Here is an 18,005-nt window from a genome sequence, read left to right as displayed (position 1 = left end):
TCACTTGCTGAACGCCATCATCGTCTTGACCAGCTTCTCTTCCGTGTCGTTCGAGGCGGAGACCCGTCCGCTGGCCACGACGAAGGTGCCGTCGCCGTAGGCGTAGCCCGGACTGTAGAAGGTGGTCTCGATCTCGGAGGCCGACTCCGGGTGCTTGAGCAGCATCTTCGGCGCGCCGCCGGTCGGGGCGAGGGTGGCGACCCCGCCGCCCCTCTGGAACCCGGCCTTCACGTACAGCAGGACCTCGGAGCCCTCCATGCCCAGCGGGATGACGGCCTGCTCGCTGGGGGACTTGGCGCGCCACTTGGGCTTGCCGGTGTTCAGGTCGAAGGCGACGACCTCGTTCCCGGTGCGGTAGCCGCTCTCGGTGGCCATGTAGAAGGTGTTCGCGTCGGCCGCGACTCCGGTGCAGCCGTCCAGGTTGCGGCCGAAGATGACGAAGCCGCCGCCGCACGAGGGGGCGAACTTGTCCTTGCCGCCCTGGATCTGCGAGCGCAGCGAGCCGTTGGGGGCGAGCGCGAAGACCGTCCACTTCTTCTGCTCGCGCTGGGTGGCGGAGACCACCAGCGGGTCGACCGAGTAGATCTTGTCGACCTCCCAGTCGGGCTGGAGCCTGAAGGTGAACTTCGGCTTGCCGGTGGCCGGGTCGACCGGGCCGACCGCCTGGATCTTCTTGCCGCCGCTGCCGGAGGAGCAGTCCATGGCCGAGACGAGCTTGCTGCCGCCCGCGTAGGCGAAGGGCTTGCAGCCGGTCGTGGGGGCGGTGAACAGCTGCCGTCCGTCGGCGAGCGAGAAGCCGTAGGCGCTGCTGGTGCCCGCGACGGTCAGCGTGCCGCCGCTGATGGCCAGGGTGTTGTCGGAGAACGCGAAGAGGCCCTTGGGCTTCGGCACGTCCTTCTTCCAGCCCGCCCTGCCGGTCTTCAGGTCGATCTGCTGGAGGGCGGTGCACTTGGCGCCGTCCTTGGCGCTCTCCGCGTGGGCGAAGACCATCAGTCCGTCGGCCGAGGGCTTCGAGGGGGCGGCGCACAGCTTGAACGGCAGGTCGACGTGCCACTTCACGGAGCCGTCGGCCAGGCTGTAGCCGTCGACGCCCTTGTACATGGCCTTGACGACGGTGTCGCCGACGATCCACGGGCCGAACACGTCGGAGCCGTTGCGGGGCAGGTCCACATCGTTCTTGAGCAGCCAGGCGACCTTGGCCTCGCCGTCCTTGCGGCCCGCGTTGAGGTCCTCCTCGCCGTTGGACCCGTCGCCCGAACCGTCGCCCTTGTCCACGGACTCCGACGGCTTCGGCGCGGCGGAGGACGAGGCGGAGGCGGGCGGTGCGGCGACCGGTTCCTTCTCGTCACCGCCGCCGACGACGGCCCAGGTGGCGACGGCGGCCACCAGGACGGCCCCGGCGGCCACGGCGGCGACGACACCGGTCCGGCCCTTCAGGGGCCCGCCGCCACCGGTGGGCGGCGGCGGGGTCGGGGCGCCCGGGTACATCGGCTGGGTGGGCTGCCCCCCGTAGGGGTTCTGCTGCCCGTAGGGGTTCTGGGGCTGCCCGTAGGGGCCCGGCTGCTGCCCGTACGGGCCGGGCTGGCCCTGCTGCGGGTAGCCGTACGGGGGCTGCTGGCCGTAGGGACCCGGCTGGCCCTGCTGCGGAGGGCCGTACCCCGGCTGCTGCCCGTAGGGGCCGGGCGCGGCGGGCGGCGGCGTCCCGGGCGGACCGGCGGGCGGCGGGGTGCCCGGCGCCCGCGGCGGGACGGGAGGCACACCCGGCTGCGGGGCCTGCCCGTAGCCCGGGGTCTGCCCGTACCCCGGAGCCTGTCCCTGTCCCTGACCCTGGTCCGGGTCCCGGGGGGCTCCGAAGCCCGGCGGCTGATTGCTGGGCGGCTGGGTCATCTGAGGTTCCCCCTAGGACGTGAGCGACGTGTCTTTCTACCACTCACGCGATGGCGCAAAAGCGACCGGTCCGCCCCTTGTACCCAAGGGAGGACCGGCCTGTGATGCCCTCGTTATGCGTCCTCGGCCAGTTCGAGCCAGCGCATCTCCAGCTCGTCGCGCTCGTTCACGAGCTCGCGGAGTTCCGCGTCGAGCTTCGCCACCAGCTCGAAGTCGGTGGCGTTCTCCGCGATCCTGGCGTGCAGCTTCTTCTCCTTGTCGGAGACCTTGCCGAGCTGCCGCTCGACCTTCTGCAGCTCCTTCTTCGCGGCGCGGGCGTCGGCGGCGGAGATCCCCGGCTTCGGCTGCGAGGGCGCGGCGGCGGACGCCGGGACGGCGTTCTCCGTCATCGTCCGGCGCCGCTCCAGGTACTCGTCGATGCCGCGCGGCAGCATCCGCAGGGCCCGGTCGCCGAGCAGCGCGAACGTCCGGTCGGTGGTGCGCTCCAGGAAGAACCGGTCGTGGGAGATGACGACCATGGAGCCCGGCCAGCCGTCGAGGAGGTCCTCCAGCTGGGTCAGGGTCTCGATGTCGAGGTCGTTGGTGGGCTCGTCGAGGAAGAGGACGTTCGGCTCGTCCATGAGGAGCCGGAGGAGCTGGAGGCGGCGGCGCTCACCGCCGGACAGGTCGCCGACCGGCGTCCACTGCTTCTCCTTGCCGAAGCCGAACTGCTCGCACAGCTGCCCGGCCGTCATCTCACGGCCCTTGCCGAGGTCGACGCGGTCGCGGATCTGCTGGACGGCCTCCAGGACCCGCAGGCTGCCGGGGAGTTCGGTGACGTCCTGGGAGAGGTACGCGAGCCGGACGGTCTTGCCGACCGTGACGGAGCCCGCCGGGGGCTGGATCTCGCCCTGGCTGACGGCGGCGTCGGTGAGCACCCGCAGGAGGGAGGTCTTGCCCGCGCCGTTGACGCCGACGAGCCCGATGCGGTCGCCGGGGCCGAGCTGCCAGGTGAGGTGCTGGAGGAGGGTCTTGGGACCGGCGGTGACGGTCACGTCCTCCAGGTCGAAGACGGTCTTGCCGAGCCGGGCGTTGGCGAACTTCATCAGCTCGGAGGTGTCGCGCGGCGGCGGCACGTCGGCGATCAGCTCGTTGGCCGCCTCGATGCGGTAGCGCGGCTTGGAGGTGCGGGCGGGGGCGCCGCGCCGCAGCCAGGCCAGCTCCTTGCGCATCAGGTTCTGCCGCTTGGACTCCTCCGTGGCGGCGATCCGCTCCCGCTCGGCCCGCGCGAAGACGTAGTCGCTGTAGCCGCCCTCGTACTCGTGCACCGCGCCGCGCTGCACGTCCCACATACGGGTGCAGACCTGGTCGAGGAACCAGCGGTCGTGGGTGACGCAGACGAGCGCGGACCGGCGCTCCTGGAGGTGCTTGGCGAGCCAGGCGATGCCCTCGACGTCGAGGTGGTTGGTGGGCTCGTCCAGGACGAGGAGGTCCTGGTCGTCGATGAGGAGCTTGGCGAGGGCGATGCGGCGGCGCTCACCGCCGGACAGCGGGCCGATGACGGTGTCCAGGCCGTTCTCGAAGCCGGGCAGGCCGAGCCCGCCGAACAGACCGGTGAGCACGTCGCGGATCTTGGCGCTGCCCGCCCACTCGTGGTCGGCCATGACCCCGATGACCTCGTGCCGGATGGTGGCCTCGGGGTCGAGCGAGTCGTGCTGGGTGAGGACTCCCAGGCGCAGCCCGCCGCTGTGGGTGACCCGGCCGGTGTCGGCGTCCTCCAGCTTGGCGAGCATCCGGATGAGGGTGGTCTTGCCGTCGCCGTTGCGGCCGACGACCCCGATCCGTTCCCCTTCGGAGACGCCGAGCGAGACCCCGTCGAGGAGGGCACGGGTGCCGTAGACCTTGCTGACGGCCTCGACATTGACCAGGTTGACGGCCACGTTGACTCCTGTACGGGATGATCGATCGACGTCCCAGGGTACGTCCCCGCGCGGCACCCGCCGGGCGCCCGCCGTCAGGCCCCCGGGCCCCGGGCCCGCCGGGAGCGGGTGCCCCGGCCCGCCCGCTCCACCAGCAGCCGGCCGACCAGCACCAGTGCGAGGGCCGCCGGGGCGGTCACCGGCACCGCGATGAGGGTGGCCGTGTGGCCGTCCAGGAGACCCCCGAAGCCGGTGAGGGAGAGCCCCAGGACGCCCAGCAGGGCCAGGGTGGTCCCGAGGGCGGCGGCCGGTCCGCCCCCGGTGACCGGTCCGCCCCCGATGGCAACCGGGCCGGGCGCCGCCGGGGCCTCGAAGCGGCGGAAGACGGCCACGAGCCCGGCGGTCAGCAGGCCCGCCGCCGCGAACCGGAGCGGCACCTGCGCCCACCAGGCGCCGGTGGCGGGTGCGGGCAGCGCCCGGCCGGACCCGAGCAGCGCCGCGTACACACCGAGCATCGCCGTCAGGTGCCAGAGGAACGCGGTCATCGCGACCCCGTTGGCGGCGACCACCGCGCGCCACACCCCGGCGCGGGCCACCAGCCGGGTGCCGGGGCCCTTGAGCAGTTCGACCGCGCCGACCAGCCACAGGCCGTGGCAGAGCAGGGCGAGGGTCGGCGGCGCCATGTTGGAGACCTCCTCGCCGGGCATCCCCACCATGGACAGCGGGTACGGGCCGAGGGCGACCAGACCGGCGGCACCGGCAAGACCGGCGGCGGCGAGCACGGCGGGGCGGCGGATCATGCCGTCGGCGCGCAGGAAGCCGAGCTGGTGGACCGCCAGCCACACGAGGGCGAAGTTCAGGAACTCGACGTACGGCACGTGCGCGGCGAACCGCAGGACGTCGACGGCGAGCGCGCCGCCCGCGAGCGCCGCGAACGCGCCCCAGCCCCGGCGCTCGTGCAGCCGCAGCAGCGGCGGGGTGAGGGCGACCATCGCCAGGTAGACGCCGATGAACCACAGGGGCTGGGTGACCAGGCGCAGCGCGACCCCGGTGAGCCCGCCGTCCGCGCCGGTCAGCTGGAGCAGCAGTGCGGCGGCGCCCCACACCCCGGCGAAGACCGTCGTGGGCCGCAGCAGCCGCTGGAGCCTGGCCCGCAGGAAGTCCGCGTACCCGGGCCGCGAGCGGTGGGCGAGGGCGTGCGAGAAGCCGCCGACGAAGAAGAACACCGGCATCACCTGGAACACCCAGGTCACCGCCTGGAGCTCGGGCACGACGGCGAGCAGGTTCCCGACCTGTCCTTCGGCGGTGACCGCCGCCATCAGCCAGTGCCCGAGGACGACGACGCCGAGCGAGGCGACCCGGAGCAGGTCGACGTACCGGTCCCGGCTCGCGGGGGTGGCGGCGGCGAGGTCACGCGCGCGGAGTCGGCTGTTTCCCATGCCGGTACGGTCCCGCGCGCGCCCGGCGGGCCGACAGGGCGCGGATACTCAGCCGGTCGCTGAGTACCGGGGGCCGGGTGTCCCGCGCCAGGCGCGCCAGGCGCGGCGGGCGTTCGCGGCGCAGCCGCCGGCCCCGAGGAGGAGGACGGCGAGGGACACCCCGTGCCAGGCGCCGTCGAAGACGGGCTCGCGGGCGAAGAGGACGACGAGAGCCAGGGAGGTGAGCCCCATCACCGCCTCGGCGCCGACCTTCAGCAGCGGATGGATCTTCCCGCTCATACGTGTCCCCCCGTGGGCCCGTCCGTTCGAAAGGCCCATGGTGGCACGGGGTCACGGAGCACGGTCCGGGGGCGGGTCCGGGAAGGCGGGTCCCCGGGGGAGTCCCGGGAGGACGGCCCAGGGCCCAGGGGGCGGGCCCCCGAAGGCCGGTCCTCCCGAGGGGGTCAGTCCGTGAGGACCGTCGCGCCCGGTGCCGGGGACGTCGCCGTCCGGGCGGTGCGGCAGGTGCCCGAGGCGATCAGGGCGGCGGCGACCGCGGCGGCGGCCTCCGCGTCCTTCACCAGGAACGCCGTCGTCGGGCCCGAGCCGGAGACCAGGGCCGCGAGGGCGCCCGCCGCCGTGCCCGCCGCCAGGGTGTCCGCGAGGGAGGGCCGCAGCGAGAGCGCCGCCGCCTGGAGGTCGTTGGCGAGGTGCTCCGCGAGGGCCGTGGTGTCACCGGCGGACAGGGCGTCCAGGAGCACCGCGGGGGCGGCCGGGACGGGCACCTCGACGCCCTCGGTGAGCCGGTCGAACTCGCCGTACACCGCCGGGGTCGACAGACCGCCGTCGGCGAGGGCGAACACCCAGTGGAAGGTGCCGCCGACCGGCAGCTCCCCCAGCCGCTCGCCGCGACCGGTGCCGAGCGCCGCCCCGCCGACCAGGCTGAAGGGGACGTCGCTGCCGAGTTCGGCGCAGATCTCCAGGAGCGTCTCGCGCGGGGTGTCCAGGCCCCACAGCGCGTCACAGGCGAGGAGGGCGCCCGCGCCGTCCGCGCTGCCGCCCGCCATGCCGCCCGCGACCGGGATGTCCTTGGCGATGTGCAGGTGCACGTCGGGGGAGATGCCGTGCCGGGCCGCGAGGAGTTCGGCGGCGCGGGCGGCGAGGTTGCTGCGGTCCAGCGGCACCTCGGCGGCGTCCGGGCCCGAGCAGGTGACCGTGAGTTCCGCGGCGGGGGTGGCGGTGACCTCGTCGTGGAGGGAGACCGCGAGGAAGACGTTGGCCAGGTCGTGGAAGCCGTCGGGGCGGGCCGCGCCGACCGCGAGCCGCACGTTGACCTTGGCGGGGACGCGGACGGTGACGCCCGCCGGGGGGCCGTCCGGGCCGGTCGCCCGCCCGCCGCCCCGGGCCGTCCCCGGCTCCGTACCACCGCTCATGCCTTGGCCTCCGCGATCCGGGCGAACTCCTCCACGGTGAGCGCCTCACCACGGGCCTGCGGCGAGATGCCGGCCTTCACCAGGGCGTCCTCGGCGGCGGCGGGCGAGCCCGCCCAGCCGGAGAGGGCGGCGCGGAGGGTCTTGCGGCGCTGGGCGAAGGCCGCGTCGACGACCGCGAAGACCTCCTGCCGGGTGGCGGTGGTGGCCACCGGCTCGGTGCGGCGGACCAGGGAGACCAGGCCGGAGTCGACGTTCGGCGCGGGCCAGAAGACGTTGCGGCCGATGGAACCGGCGCGCTTGACCCGCGCGTACCAGTTGGCCTTGACCGAGGGCACGCCGTACACCTTGTTGCCGGGGCCCGCGGCGAGCCGGTCGGCGACCTCCGCCTGCACCATGACGAGGGTCCGCTCGATGGTCGGGAACCGCTCCAGCATGTGCAGCAGGACCGGCACGGCCACGTTGTACGGGAGGTTCGCGACGAGCGCGGTGGGCGCGGGGCCCGGCAGCTCCTGGACCTGCATCGCGTCGGAGTGGACCAGCGCGAAGCGGTCGGCGCGCGCGGGCATCCGGGCGGCGATCGTGGCGGGCAGCGCGGCGGCGAGGACGTCGTCGATCTCGACGGCCGTCACCCGGTCCGCGGCCTCCAGCAGGGCCAGGGTGAGGGAGCCGAGGCCCGGCCCCACCTCCACGACCACGTCGTCGGGCCGTACCCCGGCCGTGCGGACGATCCGCCGGACGGTGTTGGCGTCGATGACGAAGTTCTGGCCCTTCTGCTTCGTGGGGCGCACGCCGAGGACGGCGGCCAGCTCACGGATGTCGGCGGGGCCGAGGAGGGCGTCGGGGCTTTCGGGGCCGGTGGTGGTGCTCACCGGTACAGCCTACGGCTCACCGGTACAGCCTCCGGCCGCAATGGGGCCAGGGACCCGCCCCGCGCCGCACGTACAGCTTCTTCGCCCGGTACGTCTGCTCGGCGGCGGGCGCGTCCTGCGCGGTGCCGGTGCCGCCGAGCGAGCGCCAGGTGCCGGGATCGAACTGGTAGAGCCCGCCGTAGGTCCCCGAGGGGTCGACCGCGTCCGGACGGCCGCCGGACTCGCAGGCGGCGAGGGCTGCCCAGTCGAGTCCGTCGGCGCCCGCGACGGAGGTGGGCAGCGGCCGGGTGCCGACCCGGACCAGGCTGCCGACCGGTTCGCGGACGATCTCCTCGCCGGTCCTGCGGGGCTTCTGCCGGACGCCGTCGACGGTCCGCAGGCTGTACGTGACCCGGCGGACCCCGGTGACGCCCTGCCGTTCGACGACCTCGGTCCCGGCGAACAGCTCCGGGTCGCGGGTCCGCTCGACGGCGAACGGCACGGTCTCCTCGCGGACCTGCTGGGAGCCGGTGATCCGCAGCACGTTCACGGTCTGGCCGTCGCGCGGGAAGGAGCCGGGGGCGACGGAGGTGACGTCCTGCCCGGAGAGGGTGATCCCCGCCTCGGCGAGCGCCTCGGCGACGGTGGCGGCGTTCGTCCGGACGGTCCGCTCCCGTCCGTCGGCGAGGAAGGTGACGCTCCGCTCGGTCCGCACGTCGAGCGCGAGGCCCCGCCGGGAGATCGCGGCGCCCCGGGAGACCGAGAGGTGGGCGCCCTCCGCGCGGACCCCGAGCTGGCGCAGCGCGCCCTCGACGGTGCGGGCGGTGGTCCACATCTGGCGGCGCTGTCCGTCGAGGGTGAGGGAGACCGGTCTGCCGTAGCGGACGACGATCTCGTCGCCGCCCTCCAGGGTCTGGCCGGGGGCGGGCGCGACGATGTCGTGGTCGCCGACGGCGAGGCCCTCCTCGGCGAGGAGTTCCCCGACGTCGTCGGCGAAGGTGTGGAAGGCGCGCGGGACGCCGTCCACGGAGAGCAGGACGGGCTTGTCGTCGGCGACGAAGGCGCTGGTGCCCCCGGCGAGGAAGACGACGACGAGGGCCTGCGGGACGAGTCTGCGCAGGCTGCCCCTGCCGGACCCGGTGGACCCGGTGGACCCGGTGGACCCGGTGGCCTTCCGGCGGCGGGCGGCCCGCCGGTCGCCGGAGCGGGGGCCGGGGACGGCGGACGGTGCCGTAGGGCTCGGCTGTTCCTGGACCGGCGGGGACGCGGCACCCCGCCGTCCGGCGCGGTGACTGCCCTGGGATGTGCTCACGAGGCCGGGACCCTAGGCCCCCGGAGCGACACCTTCCGTCACGGCGCGGCCACTTCCCGTAATCGTTATGGATCGGTAGTGATCCACGACCGTGGACCGGTGGCGGTCGGCGGCCGTGGACCGGTGGCGGTCAGTAGTCGAAGGCGCGGGCCGTGTTCGCGGCGACGGCCCCGGCCATCTCCTCCTCGCCGATCCCCCGCACCCGCGCCATCGCCCGGAGCGTCACGGGGATCAGGTACGGGGCGTTCGGGCGACCCCGGTAGGGCGCCGGGGTGAGGAAGGGGGCGTCGGTCTCGACGAGGACGAGTTCCAGCGGGGCCACCGCGAGCGCGTCCCGCAGGTACTGGGCGTTCTTGAAGGTGACGTTCCCCGCGAAGGACATGTAGTAGCCCTTGGCGGCGCAGATCCCGGCCATGGCAGCGTCACCGGAGTAGCAGTGGAAGACGGTCCGCTCGGGCGCGCCCTCCTCGTCCAGGACCCGCAGCACATCGGCGTGGGCGTCCCGGTCGTGGATGACGAGCGCCTTCCCGTGCCGCTTGGCGATCTCGATGTGGGCCCGGAAGGAACGCTCCTGCGCGGCGACGCCTTCGGGACCCGTACGGAAGAAGTCGAGGCCGGTCTCGCCGACCCCCCGTACGTACGGGAGGGCGGCGAGCCGGTCGATCTCGCTGAGCGCGTCGTCGAGGGCCGCTTCGCCGCCGCCCTCCCTGACGCCCTGCCTCGACAGGCCCTCGGGGTCCCCCAAGACGATCCTCGGCGCCTCGTTCGGGTGCAGGGCGACCGCCGCATGCACCCGCTCGTGGGCGGCGGCGGTCTCCGCCGCCCACCGGGAGCCCTTCACGTCACACCCCACCTGCACCACCGTGGTCACGCCGACGGCGGCGGCCTTGACGAGGGCCTCCTCGACGGTGCCGGACTGCAGGTCCAGATGGGTGTGCGAGTCCGCGACCTCCACCAGGAGGGGTTCGGGAAGCGGCGGCGGGGCGTCCTTGGCACTCATGCCCCCGATCGTACGAGGCTCGGGCGCGGCCCCGCGCGGGGTTACTGGTGGCGCCGGAACGGGTGCAGGAGGTCCGAGAGGTGCCAGTGGTGCGGCACCGGGGGGTCGCCCTCGGTCAGTTCCTGTCCGATGGGCCCGGCGGGACCGACCGGCCGGGTCTCCTTGGACCCCCGCCGGTGCTTCTCCGTCGCGGCGATCAGGTCGAGCACGGACGACACCTGCCCCGCGCGCATGATGCGGACGACGTGGCCCCCGCAGTTCATGCAGGTGGGACTGGACAGCGGGGACGGGACCCGCTCCCCCTCTGCCTTGTAGACGACGAACGCGTGGCCGGACGCGTCCACGTGGTGCTCTATGTCGTACGCCTGCTCCCAGCCGTACCCGCACCTCATGCAGGCGAAGGCGTACGCCTCGTGAGCGACGGATATGCCGGTACCGGTGACCTCACTCATGCCAGCTCCTCTCCACTGATCAGTGGACGCCTTTTCCGGCCGGAGCGCATCAGGGTGAGGCGAACCATGGAAGGCTTTTGGCCCTTCCCTTGCCAAGTGCCCCGCGGAGTGAGCCGGTGCGGCTTTCCCCTTTGCTTTTCAGATTAGTCCTTTACCTTTTCCGGGGGCCGGAGCAGCCGCGTTCTTTGCCGCCACCACGGCATCGAAGACCTCCCGCTTGGGCAGCCCCGCCTCGGCCGCGACGGCCGCGATGGCCTCCTTGCGGCGCTCGCCCGCGTCCTCGCGCACCTGGACCCTGCGCACCAGTTCCTCCGCGTCGAGCTCCGCGGGGCCGGTCTCCGGGGCGCCCTCCACGACGACCGTGATCTCCCCCCGTACGCCTTCCGCGGCCCAGGCGGCGAGCTCGGCCAGCGGGCCCCGCCTGACCTCCTCGTAGGTCTTGGTCAGCTCACGGCAGACGGCGGCCCGCCGGTCGGCGCCGAAGACCTCGGCCATCGCGGCGAGCGTGTCGTCGAGCCGGTGCGGGGCCTCGAAGTAGACGAGGGTCCGCCGCTCGTCCGCGACCTCCCGCAGCCGTCCGAGCCGCTCGCCCGCCTTCCTCGGCAGGAAGCCCTCGAAGCAGAAGCGGTCCACGGGCAGGCCGGAGAGGGCCAGCGCGGTGAGCACCGCGGACGGCCCGGGGACGGCCGTGACCTTGATGTCCTGCTCGACGGCGGCGGCCACCAGGCGGTAGCCGGGGTCGGACACGGACGGCATCCCCGCGTCGGTCACCAGCAGCACCCGGGCGCCGCCGACCAGCGCTTCGACCAGCTCCGGCGTCCGGGCGGACTCGTTCCCCTCGAAGTAGGAGACGACCCGGCCCGAGGTGTGGATGCCCAGGGCGCGCGTCAGTCCGCGCAGCCTCCGGGTGTCCTCGGCGGCCACGATGTCCGCGTTCTCCAGTTCGGTGGCGAGTCGGGGCGGAGCGTCCGCGATGTCGCCGATGGGGGTCCCTGCGAGTACCAGCGTTCCTGTCACACGGACCATCCTCCCAGCCCGGACGGGCGACGCGCACAGGCGCGTTCCCTACGATGGCGCGGTGACCAGTACCGCACCCGAGGCCCTGGAAGGCCGGCACTCCGTGGCAGAGCCCTCTTCATGGCAGCGGCGGCTGCGGCGTTTCGGCTACGAGCCGCCCGCCGGACGCGCCGCACCCATCGGGCTGCGGGAGCGGCTCGTGCCCCCGTACACCCGCCCCTCCCCGGGCCTCACGGCGCTGCTCGGGCTCTCCCCCGAGCGGGCCGAGCGTCTCTGGCGGTGGGCCGCCTGGGGCGGTCCGCTCCTGGTCACGGCCGTCGCCGGACTGCTGAGGTTCTGGAACCTCGGCAAGCCGCACGCGGTGATATTCGACGAGACGTACTACGCCAAGGACTCCTGGGCCCTGATCAACCAGGGGTACGAGGGGGCGTGGCCGAAGGACATCGACAAGACGATCCTCAGTGATCCGGGCGCGGTGCTGGTCCCCACCGACCCGGGCTATGTCGTCCACCCGCCGATGGGCAAGTGGATGATCGGCCTCGGCGAGAAGATGTTCGGCTTCGAACCGTTCGGCTGGCGCTTCATGGTGGCGCTGCTCGGCACCCTGTCGGTGCTGCTGCTCTGCCGGATCGGCCGCCGGATGTTCCGCTCGACGTTCCTGGGCTGTCTGGCGGGGCTACTGCTCGCCGTCGACGGGCTGCACTTCGTGATGAGCCGCACCGCGCTCCTCGACCAGGTGCTGATGTTCTTCGTGCTCGCCTCCTTCGGCTGTCTGGTCCTGGACCGCGACTGGGCCAGGCGACGGCTGGCGGGCGCGCTGCCCGAGGACGAGGAGGGGGTGCTGCGGCCCGACGCGGAGATCGCGGGGACCCTGCGCCTGGGGTGGCGCCCGTGGCGGATCGCCGCCGGGGTGATGCTGGGCCTGGCCGCCGCCACCAAGTGGAACGGGCTGTACGTCATGGTGGCCTTCGGCCTGATGACGGTGCTGTGGGACGTCGGCGGGCGCCGGACGGCCGGGGCGGTCCGCCCGTACCTCGCGGTGCTCAGGAAGGACGTCGTCCCGGCGTTCGTGTCGGTGGTGCCGGTGGCGCTCGCCACCTATCTGGTGACCTGGACCGGCTGGCTGGTCAGCGACAAGGGCTACTTCCGGCACTGGGCCGCCGACCAGGACAAGCTGTACGGCGGGGGCACCTGGGGCTGGCTGCCGGAGTGGCTGCGCAGCCTGTGGCACTACGAGTCCGAGGTGTACACCTTCCACGTGGGGCTCACCTCGCCCCACACGTACCAGTCGAACCCCTGGTCCTGGATCGTCCTGGGCCGCCCCGTCTCGTACTTCTACGAGTCCCCCGCGCCCGGCACCAACGGCTGCCCGGCCGACGCCCGGGAGAAGTGCGCGCAGGAGGTGCTGGCCCTCGGCACCCCGCTGCTGTGGTGGGCCGCCTGCTTCGCGATCCTGTACGTGCTGTGGCGCTGGGCCTTCCGCCGGGACTGGCGCGCGGGTGCCGTCGCCTGCGGTGTCGCGGCGGGCTGGGTCCCGTGGTTCCTCTACCAGGAACGCACCATCTTCCTTTTCTACGCGGTGGTGTTCGTTCCTTTCCTGTGTCTGGCGGTGGCGATGATGCTGGGCGCGATCATCGGCCCTGCGGGTTCATCGGAAAGACGCCGCACATTCGGTGCGGTGGCCGCGGGATGTCTGGTGCTCCTCATCGTCTGGAATTTCATTTATTTCTGGCCGATCTACACCGGAACCCCGATTCCGCTGGACCAATGGCGTCATCGGATGTGGCTCGACACCTGGGTCTGACGGACGGTGTGACGGAGGTCCGGGCGGGATGTTCCGGACGCCATGACGAAAGCCCGGCGGACATGACGCAGGGCGCCCGTTCCCGCTCGACTTTTCCTCCCCTTGACTGATTGACTCATGGGCCGAACGGGGAGGGGAGGCGCAGCCATGCGCAGCGGAGTGAAGGTGGCGGTCGTCGGGGGCGTCTTCGTCGTCGTCGCGGGCGGGGTCGGATACGGGGGCTGGAACCTCTGGAACGGGGTCACCGGCGGGGACAGGACGGCCGGTGTCCGGGCCGGTGACACGCCGAGGACCGGACCCGTCACCACCGAGGAGACCACCGCCACCGCCCGGGAGTTCCTGACCGCGTGGGCGGCGGGCGAGTCCGACCGCGCCTCGCAGCTGACCGACGACCCGGTCACGGCGGGCCCCGCGCTCCTCTCGTACAAGGAGGGCGCCAAGGTCGCCCGGTCGGTGATCACCCCGGGGAGCCCGACGGGGGCGACGGTGCCGTTCACCGTACGGGCCACGGTCACGTACGACGGTGTCAGCAAGGACCTGTCGTACGCCTCCGAGCTGACCGTGGTGCGCGGGAAGACCACCGGACGGCCGCTGGTGAAGTGGGCGCCGGCCGTGCTCCACCCCCGGTTCACCGCCGGTGCCAGTCTGCGCACGGGCACCGCGAAGACCGCCTCCGTGAAGGCCGTCGACCGTGCGGGCGTCGAGCTGACCGCCGCGAAGTACCCCTCGCTGGGGCCCGTCCTGGACGCGCTGCGCCAGCGGTACGGCTCGAAGGTGGACGGCACCACGGGGATCGAGACCTGGATCGACTCGGGCAGCGGGACCGTCCCCGACACCACCCTCCTCGTCCTGAAGAAGGGGAAGCCGGGCGTCCTGAGGACCACCATCGACGCGGGCGCGCAGGCGGCGGCGGAGAAGGCGGTCAAGGGGTACGCGCAGGCGGCGGTGGCCGCGGTCGAACCGTCGACCGGCGCGATACGGGCGGTCGCCAACAACCCCGCCGGCGGCTTCAACACGGCCTTCGAGGGGGCGCAGGCCCCCGGCTCCACGATGAAGATCGTCACGGCGGCGATGATGCTGCAGCACGGTCTGGCGACGCCCGGCGGCGAGGTGGAGTGTCCGGCGACCGTGACGTGGGACGGCTACACCTTCCAGAACCTCGACCGCTTCGAGATCGACGGCGGGACCCTCACCGACGCCTTCCGCCGCTCCTGCAACACCACCTTCATCAAGGCGATCGTCCCCCTCAACAAGAAGGGCGTCGAGGGGACCGCGCTCGGCGACACCGCCCGCCGCTCCTTCGGCATAGGGCTCGACTGGCAGGTCGGTGTGCGGGCTTCGGACGGCAGCGTCCCCGCGTCGGAGTCGACCGAGACGGCCGCCTCGTACATCGGCCAGGGCAAGATCACGATGAGCGCCCTGAACGTGGCCTCGCTCTCCGCGACCGTGAAGGACGGCGGCTTCCGCCAGCCGTACCTGGTGGCGCGGGAGGTCGACGACCGGCCGTTCGCCACCGCCGACCGGCTCGCCCCCGAGGTCGCCTCGGGGCTCCGCCGGATGATGAACGCGGCGGCGACGAACGGCACGGCGGCGGAGGCGATGGCCGGGGTCTCCTCTCCCAAGGGCGCGAAGACCGGTTCGGCGGAGGTCGGCGACCAGGCCACCTCGAACAGCTGGTTCACCGGCTACTCGGGGAACCTCGCGGCGGCGGCGGTCGTCCAGTCGGGCGGCCACGGCGGCGACTCGGCGGGCAAGGTGGTCGCGAGCGTGCTGAAGGCGCGGTGAGCGGGCGGGGCGCGGTGACCTCGCGGGGGCGGTGAGCGGGCGGGGGCGGGCCGATCCGTGGCGCACGGCCCGGTCGTCGCTCTCCGGCAGCCGGTCTCCGGCAGTCGCTTCCCGTGGCCGGTCGTCGGGCTCCGGTCGTCGGGCTCCGGTCGCCTCAGCGCAGGTCCCGCCGCTCGTCGTCGGCCACCATCGGGGCGACCGGGGGGACGATCACACGGCGGCGGCGCAGGATGCTCGCGTACACGGCCGTGCCGACGACGCCGACGAGCATCAGGATCAGCCCCACCAGATCGAGGTCGACTCCGTCGAGCTGCCAGTCGGTCGCGAAGGTGAGTATGGCTCCGACGGCGATCAGGATGATGCAGACTCCGAGTCCCATGGTTCCCTCCCTGTGTGTCGGTTCGGACGTGACCCGGGTACCCCGGTCCCGGGCTTTCACCCCCCGCCCCGGCGATGTCCCCGCCAACTGTCTTCTGGAGCGGTCCTCTTGAGGGCCGGGGTCCGAGGGGCGGAAGTCGGTCGCGTGTCCCGTACACCGACCGCTACGGTGCGGGCCATGAGCGCTGAGAGCACCGGGGCCCCCGAGAGCCCCGGACACGCCCCCGAGTCCGCCGCCCACCCCCGGTTCGCCGCCGCGCTGCGGGAGCTGGGCCTCGATGTCGAGGTCCGCCGCTTCCCGGACGGGACGAGGACCGCGCGGCAGGCGGCCGACGCGATCGGCTGCCGGGTCGAGGAGATCGCCAAGTCCCTGGTCTTCGCGGCCGACGGGGTGCCCGTCCTCGTCCTGATGGACGGCGCCTCGCGGGTGGACGTGGAGCGGGTGCGTCAGGAACTGGGCGCGGCGGAGGTGACCCGCGCCGACGCGAAGGCGGTCCGGGAGACCACGGGGTACGCGATCGGGGGCGTCCCGCCGTTCGGGCACCTGGTGCGGACCCGGGTGCTCGCCGACCGGGGGCTGCTCGACCACGACCTGGTGTGGGCGGCGGCGGGCACCCCGCACACGGTCTTCGCGCTGGCCCCGGAGTCCCTGGTCGCCCACGCGGGCGCCACGCTGGTGGACGTGCGCGAGACGACGGCGTGACACCGCTCGTCACGCTCGCGGTCCTCGCCGCCGCGATCGCCCACGCGAGCTGGAACGCGATCGCGCACCACCTCAAGGACCAACTGCTGTCGTTCACCCTGATATCCGGGGGCGGCGCGCTGATCGGCCTGGTCCTGGCCCTGTTCGTGCCGCTGCCCGCGCCGGGGGCGTGGCCGTACCTGGTGGTGTCGGCGCTGCTGCACATCGGCTACATGGCCCTGCTGATGCGCTCCTTCACGCTGGGCGACTTCGGGCAGATGTACCCGATCGCGCGGGGGACGGCGCCGCTGGTGGTGACGGCGCTCGCGGCGCTCTTCCTCCACGAGGTCCCGGACGGGCGGCAGTTGCTCGGCGTGGCGGTGGCGTGCGCGGGTCTGACGGGCCTGGCGCTGTGGGGCGTCCGGGGCGGGGACGGCGGCCCGCCCCGGCCCGCGCTGCTGGCGGCGGGCGCGACGGGCCTGTCGATCGCGCTGTACACGGTCGTGGACGGCGTCGGCGTCCGCGCCTCGGGGACCCCGCTCGGCTACATCGCGTGGCTGATGATCCTGGAGGGCCTGGCGATCCCGGCGTACGCCCTGTGGACCCGCCGGGCGGCCCTGCTCCCCCAGCTCCGCCCGTACGCGGCCCGCGGCCTCCTGGGCGCGGCCCTCTCGGTCGCCGCCTACGGCCTGGTCCTGTGGGCCCAGACGAAGGCCCCCCTGGCCCCGGTGGCGGCCCTCCGCGAGTCCTCGATCATCGTCGGCGCGGCCCTGGGCACCCTCCTCTTCAAGGAACGCTTCGGCGCGGCGCGCCTGGCGGCGGCGACGGTGCTGGCGGTGGGGATAGGGCTGATGCTGACGGCGGGGTGAGCCGGGGCCGGTGACGGCGGGTCCCGTGGCGTCAGATCACCGGCGGCCGACCCAGCCGGGTCATGCGCCACACCGTCCGCCACCGCATGGGCCGACGTGGCGGACACGGGGTCCGCACTCCCTCGAAGAACCCGGCCCACCACGCCCTCAGCCCGGCCGGCGGAGGGCGCCGCAGCAGGGTGTACGCCGCCCACGAGGCGAGGTACACCGGAACCAGCACGGCGGGCAGATGCCGCTTCGCCAACCAGACACGGTTGCGTCCGGTGTTGCGGTAGTAGACCGCGTGGCGGGAGGGCGCGGTCCTGGGGTGGGTCAGTACCAGGTCGGCCCGGTAGTCGATCTCCCAGCCCGCGTCGAGCGCGCGCCAGGCGAAGTCGGTCTCCTCGTGGGCGTAGAAGAAGGGTGCGGGGAACTCGCCGACCTGGTCGATCACGCGCGTCCGGATGGCGTGGGCACCCCCCAGGAAGGTCGTGACCGGCCCGGAGACGAGCGGGTCGGCGCCGCCGAGGCGGGGTACGTGCCTGCGCTGGGAGACGCCTTCCTCGTCCGCGATGCGGAAGCCCACGATCCCGAGGCGGGGGTTCGCGGTGAACGCTTCCCTGACCAGGCGCAGCGTGTCGGTCCGGGGCAGCAGGCCGTCGTCGTCCAGGACCAGCACGACGTCAACGCCCCTGCCCTCGCCCCCGTGCTCGCGCAGCCACCGCACCCCGGCGTTCCTGCCGCCGGGGATGCCCAGGTTCTCCGGCAGTCCGACGACCGCGACCCCGTCGCGGAGAGGGGGAAGTTCGACCCCTTGGCCCAGTACGACGACCGTCGCGGGATCCCCCTCCTGTGCCGCCACCGAATCGAGGAGGGCCAGGAGCTCCTTCTCCCGGTCTCCCATGGTGAGGATCACGATGCCTACGGCGGGAAGGTCCGTACGGGGGGCGTTCACGCCTGGGCTCGCAGCAGGTCGGCGGCACGCCGGTGCAGAGCCCCGGCTCCGGGGATCCGGCGCCTTCGGTAACCGGCCGTCGCGGACCGGATCGACCGGATCTCCTTGCGGTTCCGGTCCGAGGTCACCCCGTCCATGAAATCGAGGGAACGGCTCCACAGGGCCACGGCCTCCTCATGACGGTGCTGGGCGGCGACCGACGCGAAGGTGGCATCGAGAAAGTCCCTGCGACGCAGCATCACGAGCCTCCCGAGGCCGGTGGCACCGGCCAGGTCCGGTACGTGCACC

17 protein-coding genes are annotated in these 18,005 nt (G+C 73.4%); 4 read left to right on the top strand and 13 right to left on the bottom strand.

Annotated elements, in window-relative coordinates:
• The 10 genes from ACIO92_RS24475 to rsmI all read right to left on the bottom strand — a co-directional run bounded on the left by ACIO92_RS24475 (position 1) and on the right by rsmI (position 11,274).
• On the bottom strand, positions 1-1,887 hold the full coding sequence (locus tag ACIO92_RS24475) for a PQQ-binding-like beta-propeller repeat protein (RefSeq protein WP_366443262.1): 1,887 nt from the start codon (positions 1,885-1,887) through the stop codon (positions 1-3).
• 113 nt (positions 1,888-2,000) lie between these two features.
• Entirely contained in the window at positions 2,001-3,806 is a 1,806-nt protein-coding gene (locus tag ACIO92_RS24470) for an ABC-F family ATP-binding cassette domain-containing protein (protein ID WP_366443261.1), read from the bottom strand.
• Positions 3,807-3,880: 74 nt separating this feature from the next.
• On the bottom strand, positions 3,881-5,224 hold the full coding sequence (locus tag ACIO92_RS24465; protein WP_402283158.1) for an acyltransferase: 1,344 nt from the start codon (positions 5,222-5,224) through the stop codon (positions 3,881-3,883).
• 48 nt (positions 5,225-5,272) lie between these two features.
• Positions 5,273-5,503, bottom strand: coding sequence for a hypothetical protein (locus ACIO92_RS24460; protein WP_402283160.1), 231 nt, complete (start codon positions 5,501-5,503; stop codon positions 5,273-5,275).
• A gap of 164 nt (positions 5,504-5,667) precedes the next feature.
• Positions 5,668-6,636 (bottom strand): 4-(cytidine 5'-diphospho)-2-C-methyl-D-erythritol kinase, encoded by a 969-nt coding sequence (locus tag ACIO92_RS24455; RefSeq protein WP_366443258.1) that lies wholly within the window; start codon positions 6,634-6,636, stop codon positions 5,668-5,670.
• Positions 6,633-7,505, bottom strand: coding sequence for a 16S rRNA (adenine(1518)-N(6)/adenine(1519)-N(6))-dimethyltransferase RsmA (gene rsmA, locus ACIO92_RS24450; RefSeq protein ID WP_366443257.1), 873 nt, complete (start codon positions 7,503-7,505; stop codon positions 6,633-6,635). The genes ACIO92_RS24455 and rsmA overlap by 4 nt, the downstream gene beginning before the upstream one ends.
• A gap of 16 nt (positions 7,506-7,521) precedes the next feature.
• A complete protein-coding gene (locus ACIO92_RS24445) occupies positions 7,522-8,796 on the bottom strand; it encodes a ubiquitin-like domain-containing protein (RefSeq protein WP_401238581.1) in 1,275 nt (424 codons plus the stop codon).
• A gap of 130 nt (positions 8,797-8,926) precedes the next feature.
• The gene (locus ACIO92_RS24440; RefSeq protein ID WP_366443255.1) at positions 8,927-9,796 is read right to left on the bottom strand and encodes a TatD family hydrolase; all 870 of its coding nucleotides are present in this window, start codon (positions 9,794-9,796) and stop codon (positions 8,927-8,929) included.
• Positions 9,797-9,837: 41 nt separating this feature from the next.
• Complete coding sequence (locus ACIO92_RS24435) at positions 9,838-10,248, bottom strand: hypothetical protein (protein ID WP_351786767.1); 411 nt, start codon at positions 10,246-10,248, stop codon at positions 9,838-9,840.
• Between the two features lie 138 nt (positions 10,249-10,386).
• On the bottom strand, positions 10,387-11,274 hold the full coding sequence (rsmI, locus tag ACIO92_RS24430) for a 16S rRNA (cytidine(1402)-2'-O)-methyltransferase (protein ID WP_366443254.1): 888 nt from the start codon (positions 11,272-11,274) through the stop codon (positions 10,387-10,389).
• A 52-nt stretch (positions 11,275-11,326) separates the two neighbouring features.
• Here rsmI and ACIO92_RS24425 point away from each other — a divergent pair, with 52 nt between their 5' ends.
• On the top strand, positions 11,327-13,069 hold the full coding sequence (locus ACIO92_RS24425) for a phospholipid carrier-dependent glycosyltransferase (RefSeq protein WP_366443253.1): 1,743 nt from the start codon (positions 11,327-11,329) through the stop codon (positions 13,067-13,069).
• 147 nt (positions 13,070-13,216) lie between these two features.
• Positions 13,217-14,854: a penicillin-binding transpeptidase domain-containing protein gene (locus tag ACIO92_RS24420; RefSeq protein ID WP_366443252.1), complete on the top strand. Its 1,638-nt coding sequence runs from the start codon at positions 13,217-13,219 to the stop codon at positions 14,852-14,854.
• Between the two features lie 154 nt (positions 14,855-15,008).
• Here ACIO92_RS24420 and ACIO92_RS24415 read toward each other — a convergent pair whose 3' ends face one another.
• Positions 15,009-15,233, bottom strand: a complete 225-nt coding sequence (locus ACIO92_RS24415) for a DUF6458 family protein (protein ID WP_366443251.1) — start codon at positions 15,231-15,233, stop codon at positions 15,009-15,011.
• A gap of 177 nt (positions 15,234-15,410) precedes the next feature.
• Here ACIO92_RS24415 and ACIO92_RS24410 point away from each other — a divergent pair, with 177 nt between their 5' ends.
• Together ACIO92_RS24410 and ACIO92_RS24405 are read left to right on the top strand one after the other, a co-directional pair.
• Entirely contained in the window at positions 15,411-15,935 is a 525-nt protein-coding gene (locus ACIO92_RS24410) for a YbaK/EbsC family protein (protein WP_366443250.1), read from the top strand.
• Entirely contained in the window at positions 15,932-16,783 is an 852-nt protein-coding gene (locus ACIO92_RS24405) for an EamA family transporter (RefSeq protein ID WP_401238593.1), read from the top strand. The genes ACIO92_RS24410 and ACIO92_RS24405 overlap by 4 nt, the downstream gene beginning before the upstream one ends.
• Positions 16,784-16,814: 31 nt before the next feature.
• Here the strand turns inward: ACIO92_RS24405 and ACIO92_RS24400 are convergent, their stop codons facing one another.
• Positions 16,815-17,666, bottom strand: a complete 852-nt coding sequence (locus ACIO92_RS24400; protein WP_402283274.1) for a glycosyltransferase family 2 protein — start codon at positions 17,664-17,666, stop codon at positions 16,815-16,817.
• Positions 17,667-17,713: 47 nt separating this feature from the next.
• Complete coding sequence (locus ACIO92_RS24395) at positions 17,714-18,004, bottom strand: hypothetical protein (protein WP_402283165.1); 291 nt, start codon at positions 18,002-18,004, stop codon at positions 17,714-17,716.
• Position 18,005 lies beyond the last annotated feature (1 nt).

The organism is Streptomyces sp. NPDC087215, from assembly GCF_044744885.1.
Classification (GTDB): domain Bacteria; phylum Actinomycetota; class Actinomycetes; order Streptomycetales; family Streptomycetaceae; genus Streptomyces.
Note: the sequence above shows the minus strand (reverse complement) of the source record. Positions and strands in the feature narration are given on the sequence as shown.

What these genes read in the sequence shown, in the direction of transcription:
- ACIO92_RS24475 (WP_366443262.1), bottom strand. Translation starts at nt 1,887, where the DNA reads ATGACCCAGCCGCCCAGCAATCAGCCGCCGGGCTTCGGAGCCCCCCGG.
- ACIO92_RS24465 (WP_402283158.1), bottom strand. Translation starts at nt 5,224, where the DNA reads ATGGGAAACAGCCGACTCCGCGCGCGTGACCTCGCCGCCGCCACCCCC.
- ACIO92_RS24460 (WP_402283160.1), bottom strand. Translation starts at nt 5,503, where the DNA reads ATGAGCGGGAAGATCCATCCGCTGCTGAAGGTCGGCGCCGAGGCGGTG.
- ACIO92_RS24455 (WP_366443258.1), bottom strand. Translation starts at nt 6,636, where the DNA reads ATGAGCGGTGGTACGGAGCCGGGGACGGCCCGGGGCGGCGGGCGGGCG.
- ACIO92_RS24440 (WP_366443255.1), bottom strand. Translation starts at nt 9,796, where the DNA reads ATGAGTGCCAAGGACGCCCCGCCGCCGCTTCCCGAACCCCTCCTGGTG.
- ACIO92_RS24435 (WP_351786767.1), bottom strand. Translation starts at nt 10,248, where the DNA reads ATGAGTGAGGTCACCGGTACCGGCATATCCGTCGCTCACGAGGCGTAC.
- rsmI (WP_366443254.1), bottom strand. Translation starts at nt 11,274, where the DNA reads ATGGTCCGTGTGACAGGAACGCTGGTACTCGCAGGGACCCCCATCGGC.
- ACIO92_RS24420 (WP_366443252.1), top strand. Translation starts at nt 13,217, where the DNA reads ATGCGCAGCGGAGTGAAGGTGGCGGTCGTCGGGGGCGTCTTCGTCGTC.
- ACIO92_RS24415 (WP_366443251.1), bottom strand. Translation starts at nt 15,233, where the DNA reads ATGGGACTCGGAGTCTGCATCATCCTGATCGCCGTCGGAGCCATACTC.
- ACIO92_RS24410 (WP_366443250.1), top strand. Translation starts at nt 15,411, where the DNA reads ATGAGCGCTGAGAGCACCGGGGCCCCCGAGAGCCCCGGACACGCCCCC.
- ACIO92_RS24400 (WP_402283274.1), bottom strand. Translation starts at nt 17,666, where the DNA reads ATGGGAGACCGGGAGAAGGAGCTCCTGGCCCTCCTCGATTCGGTGGCG.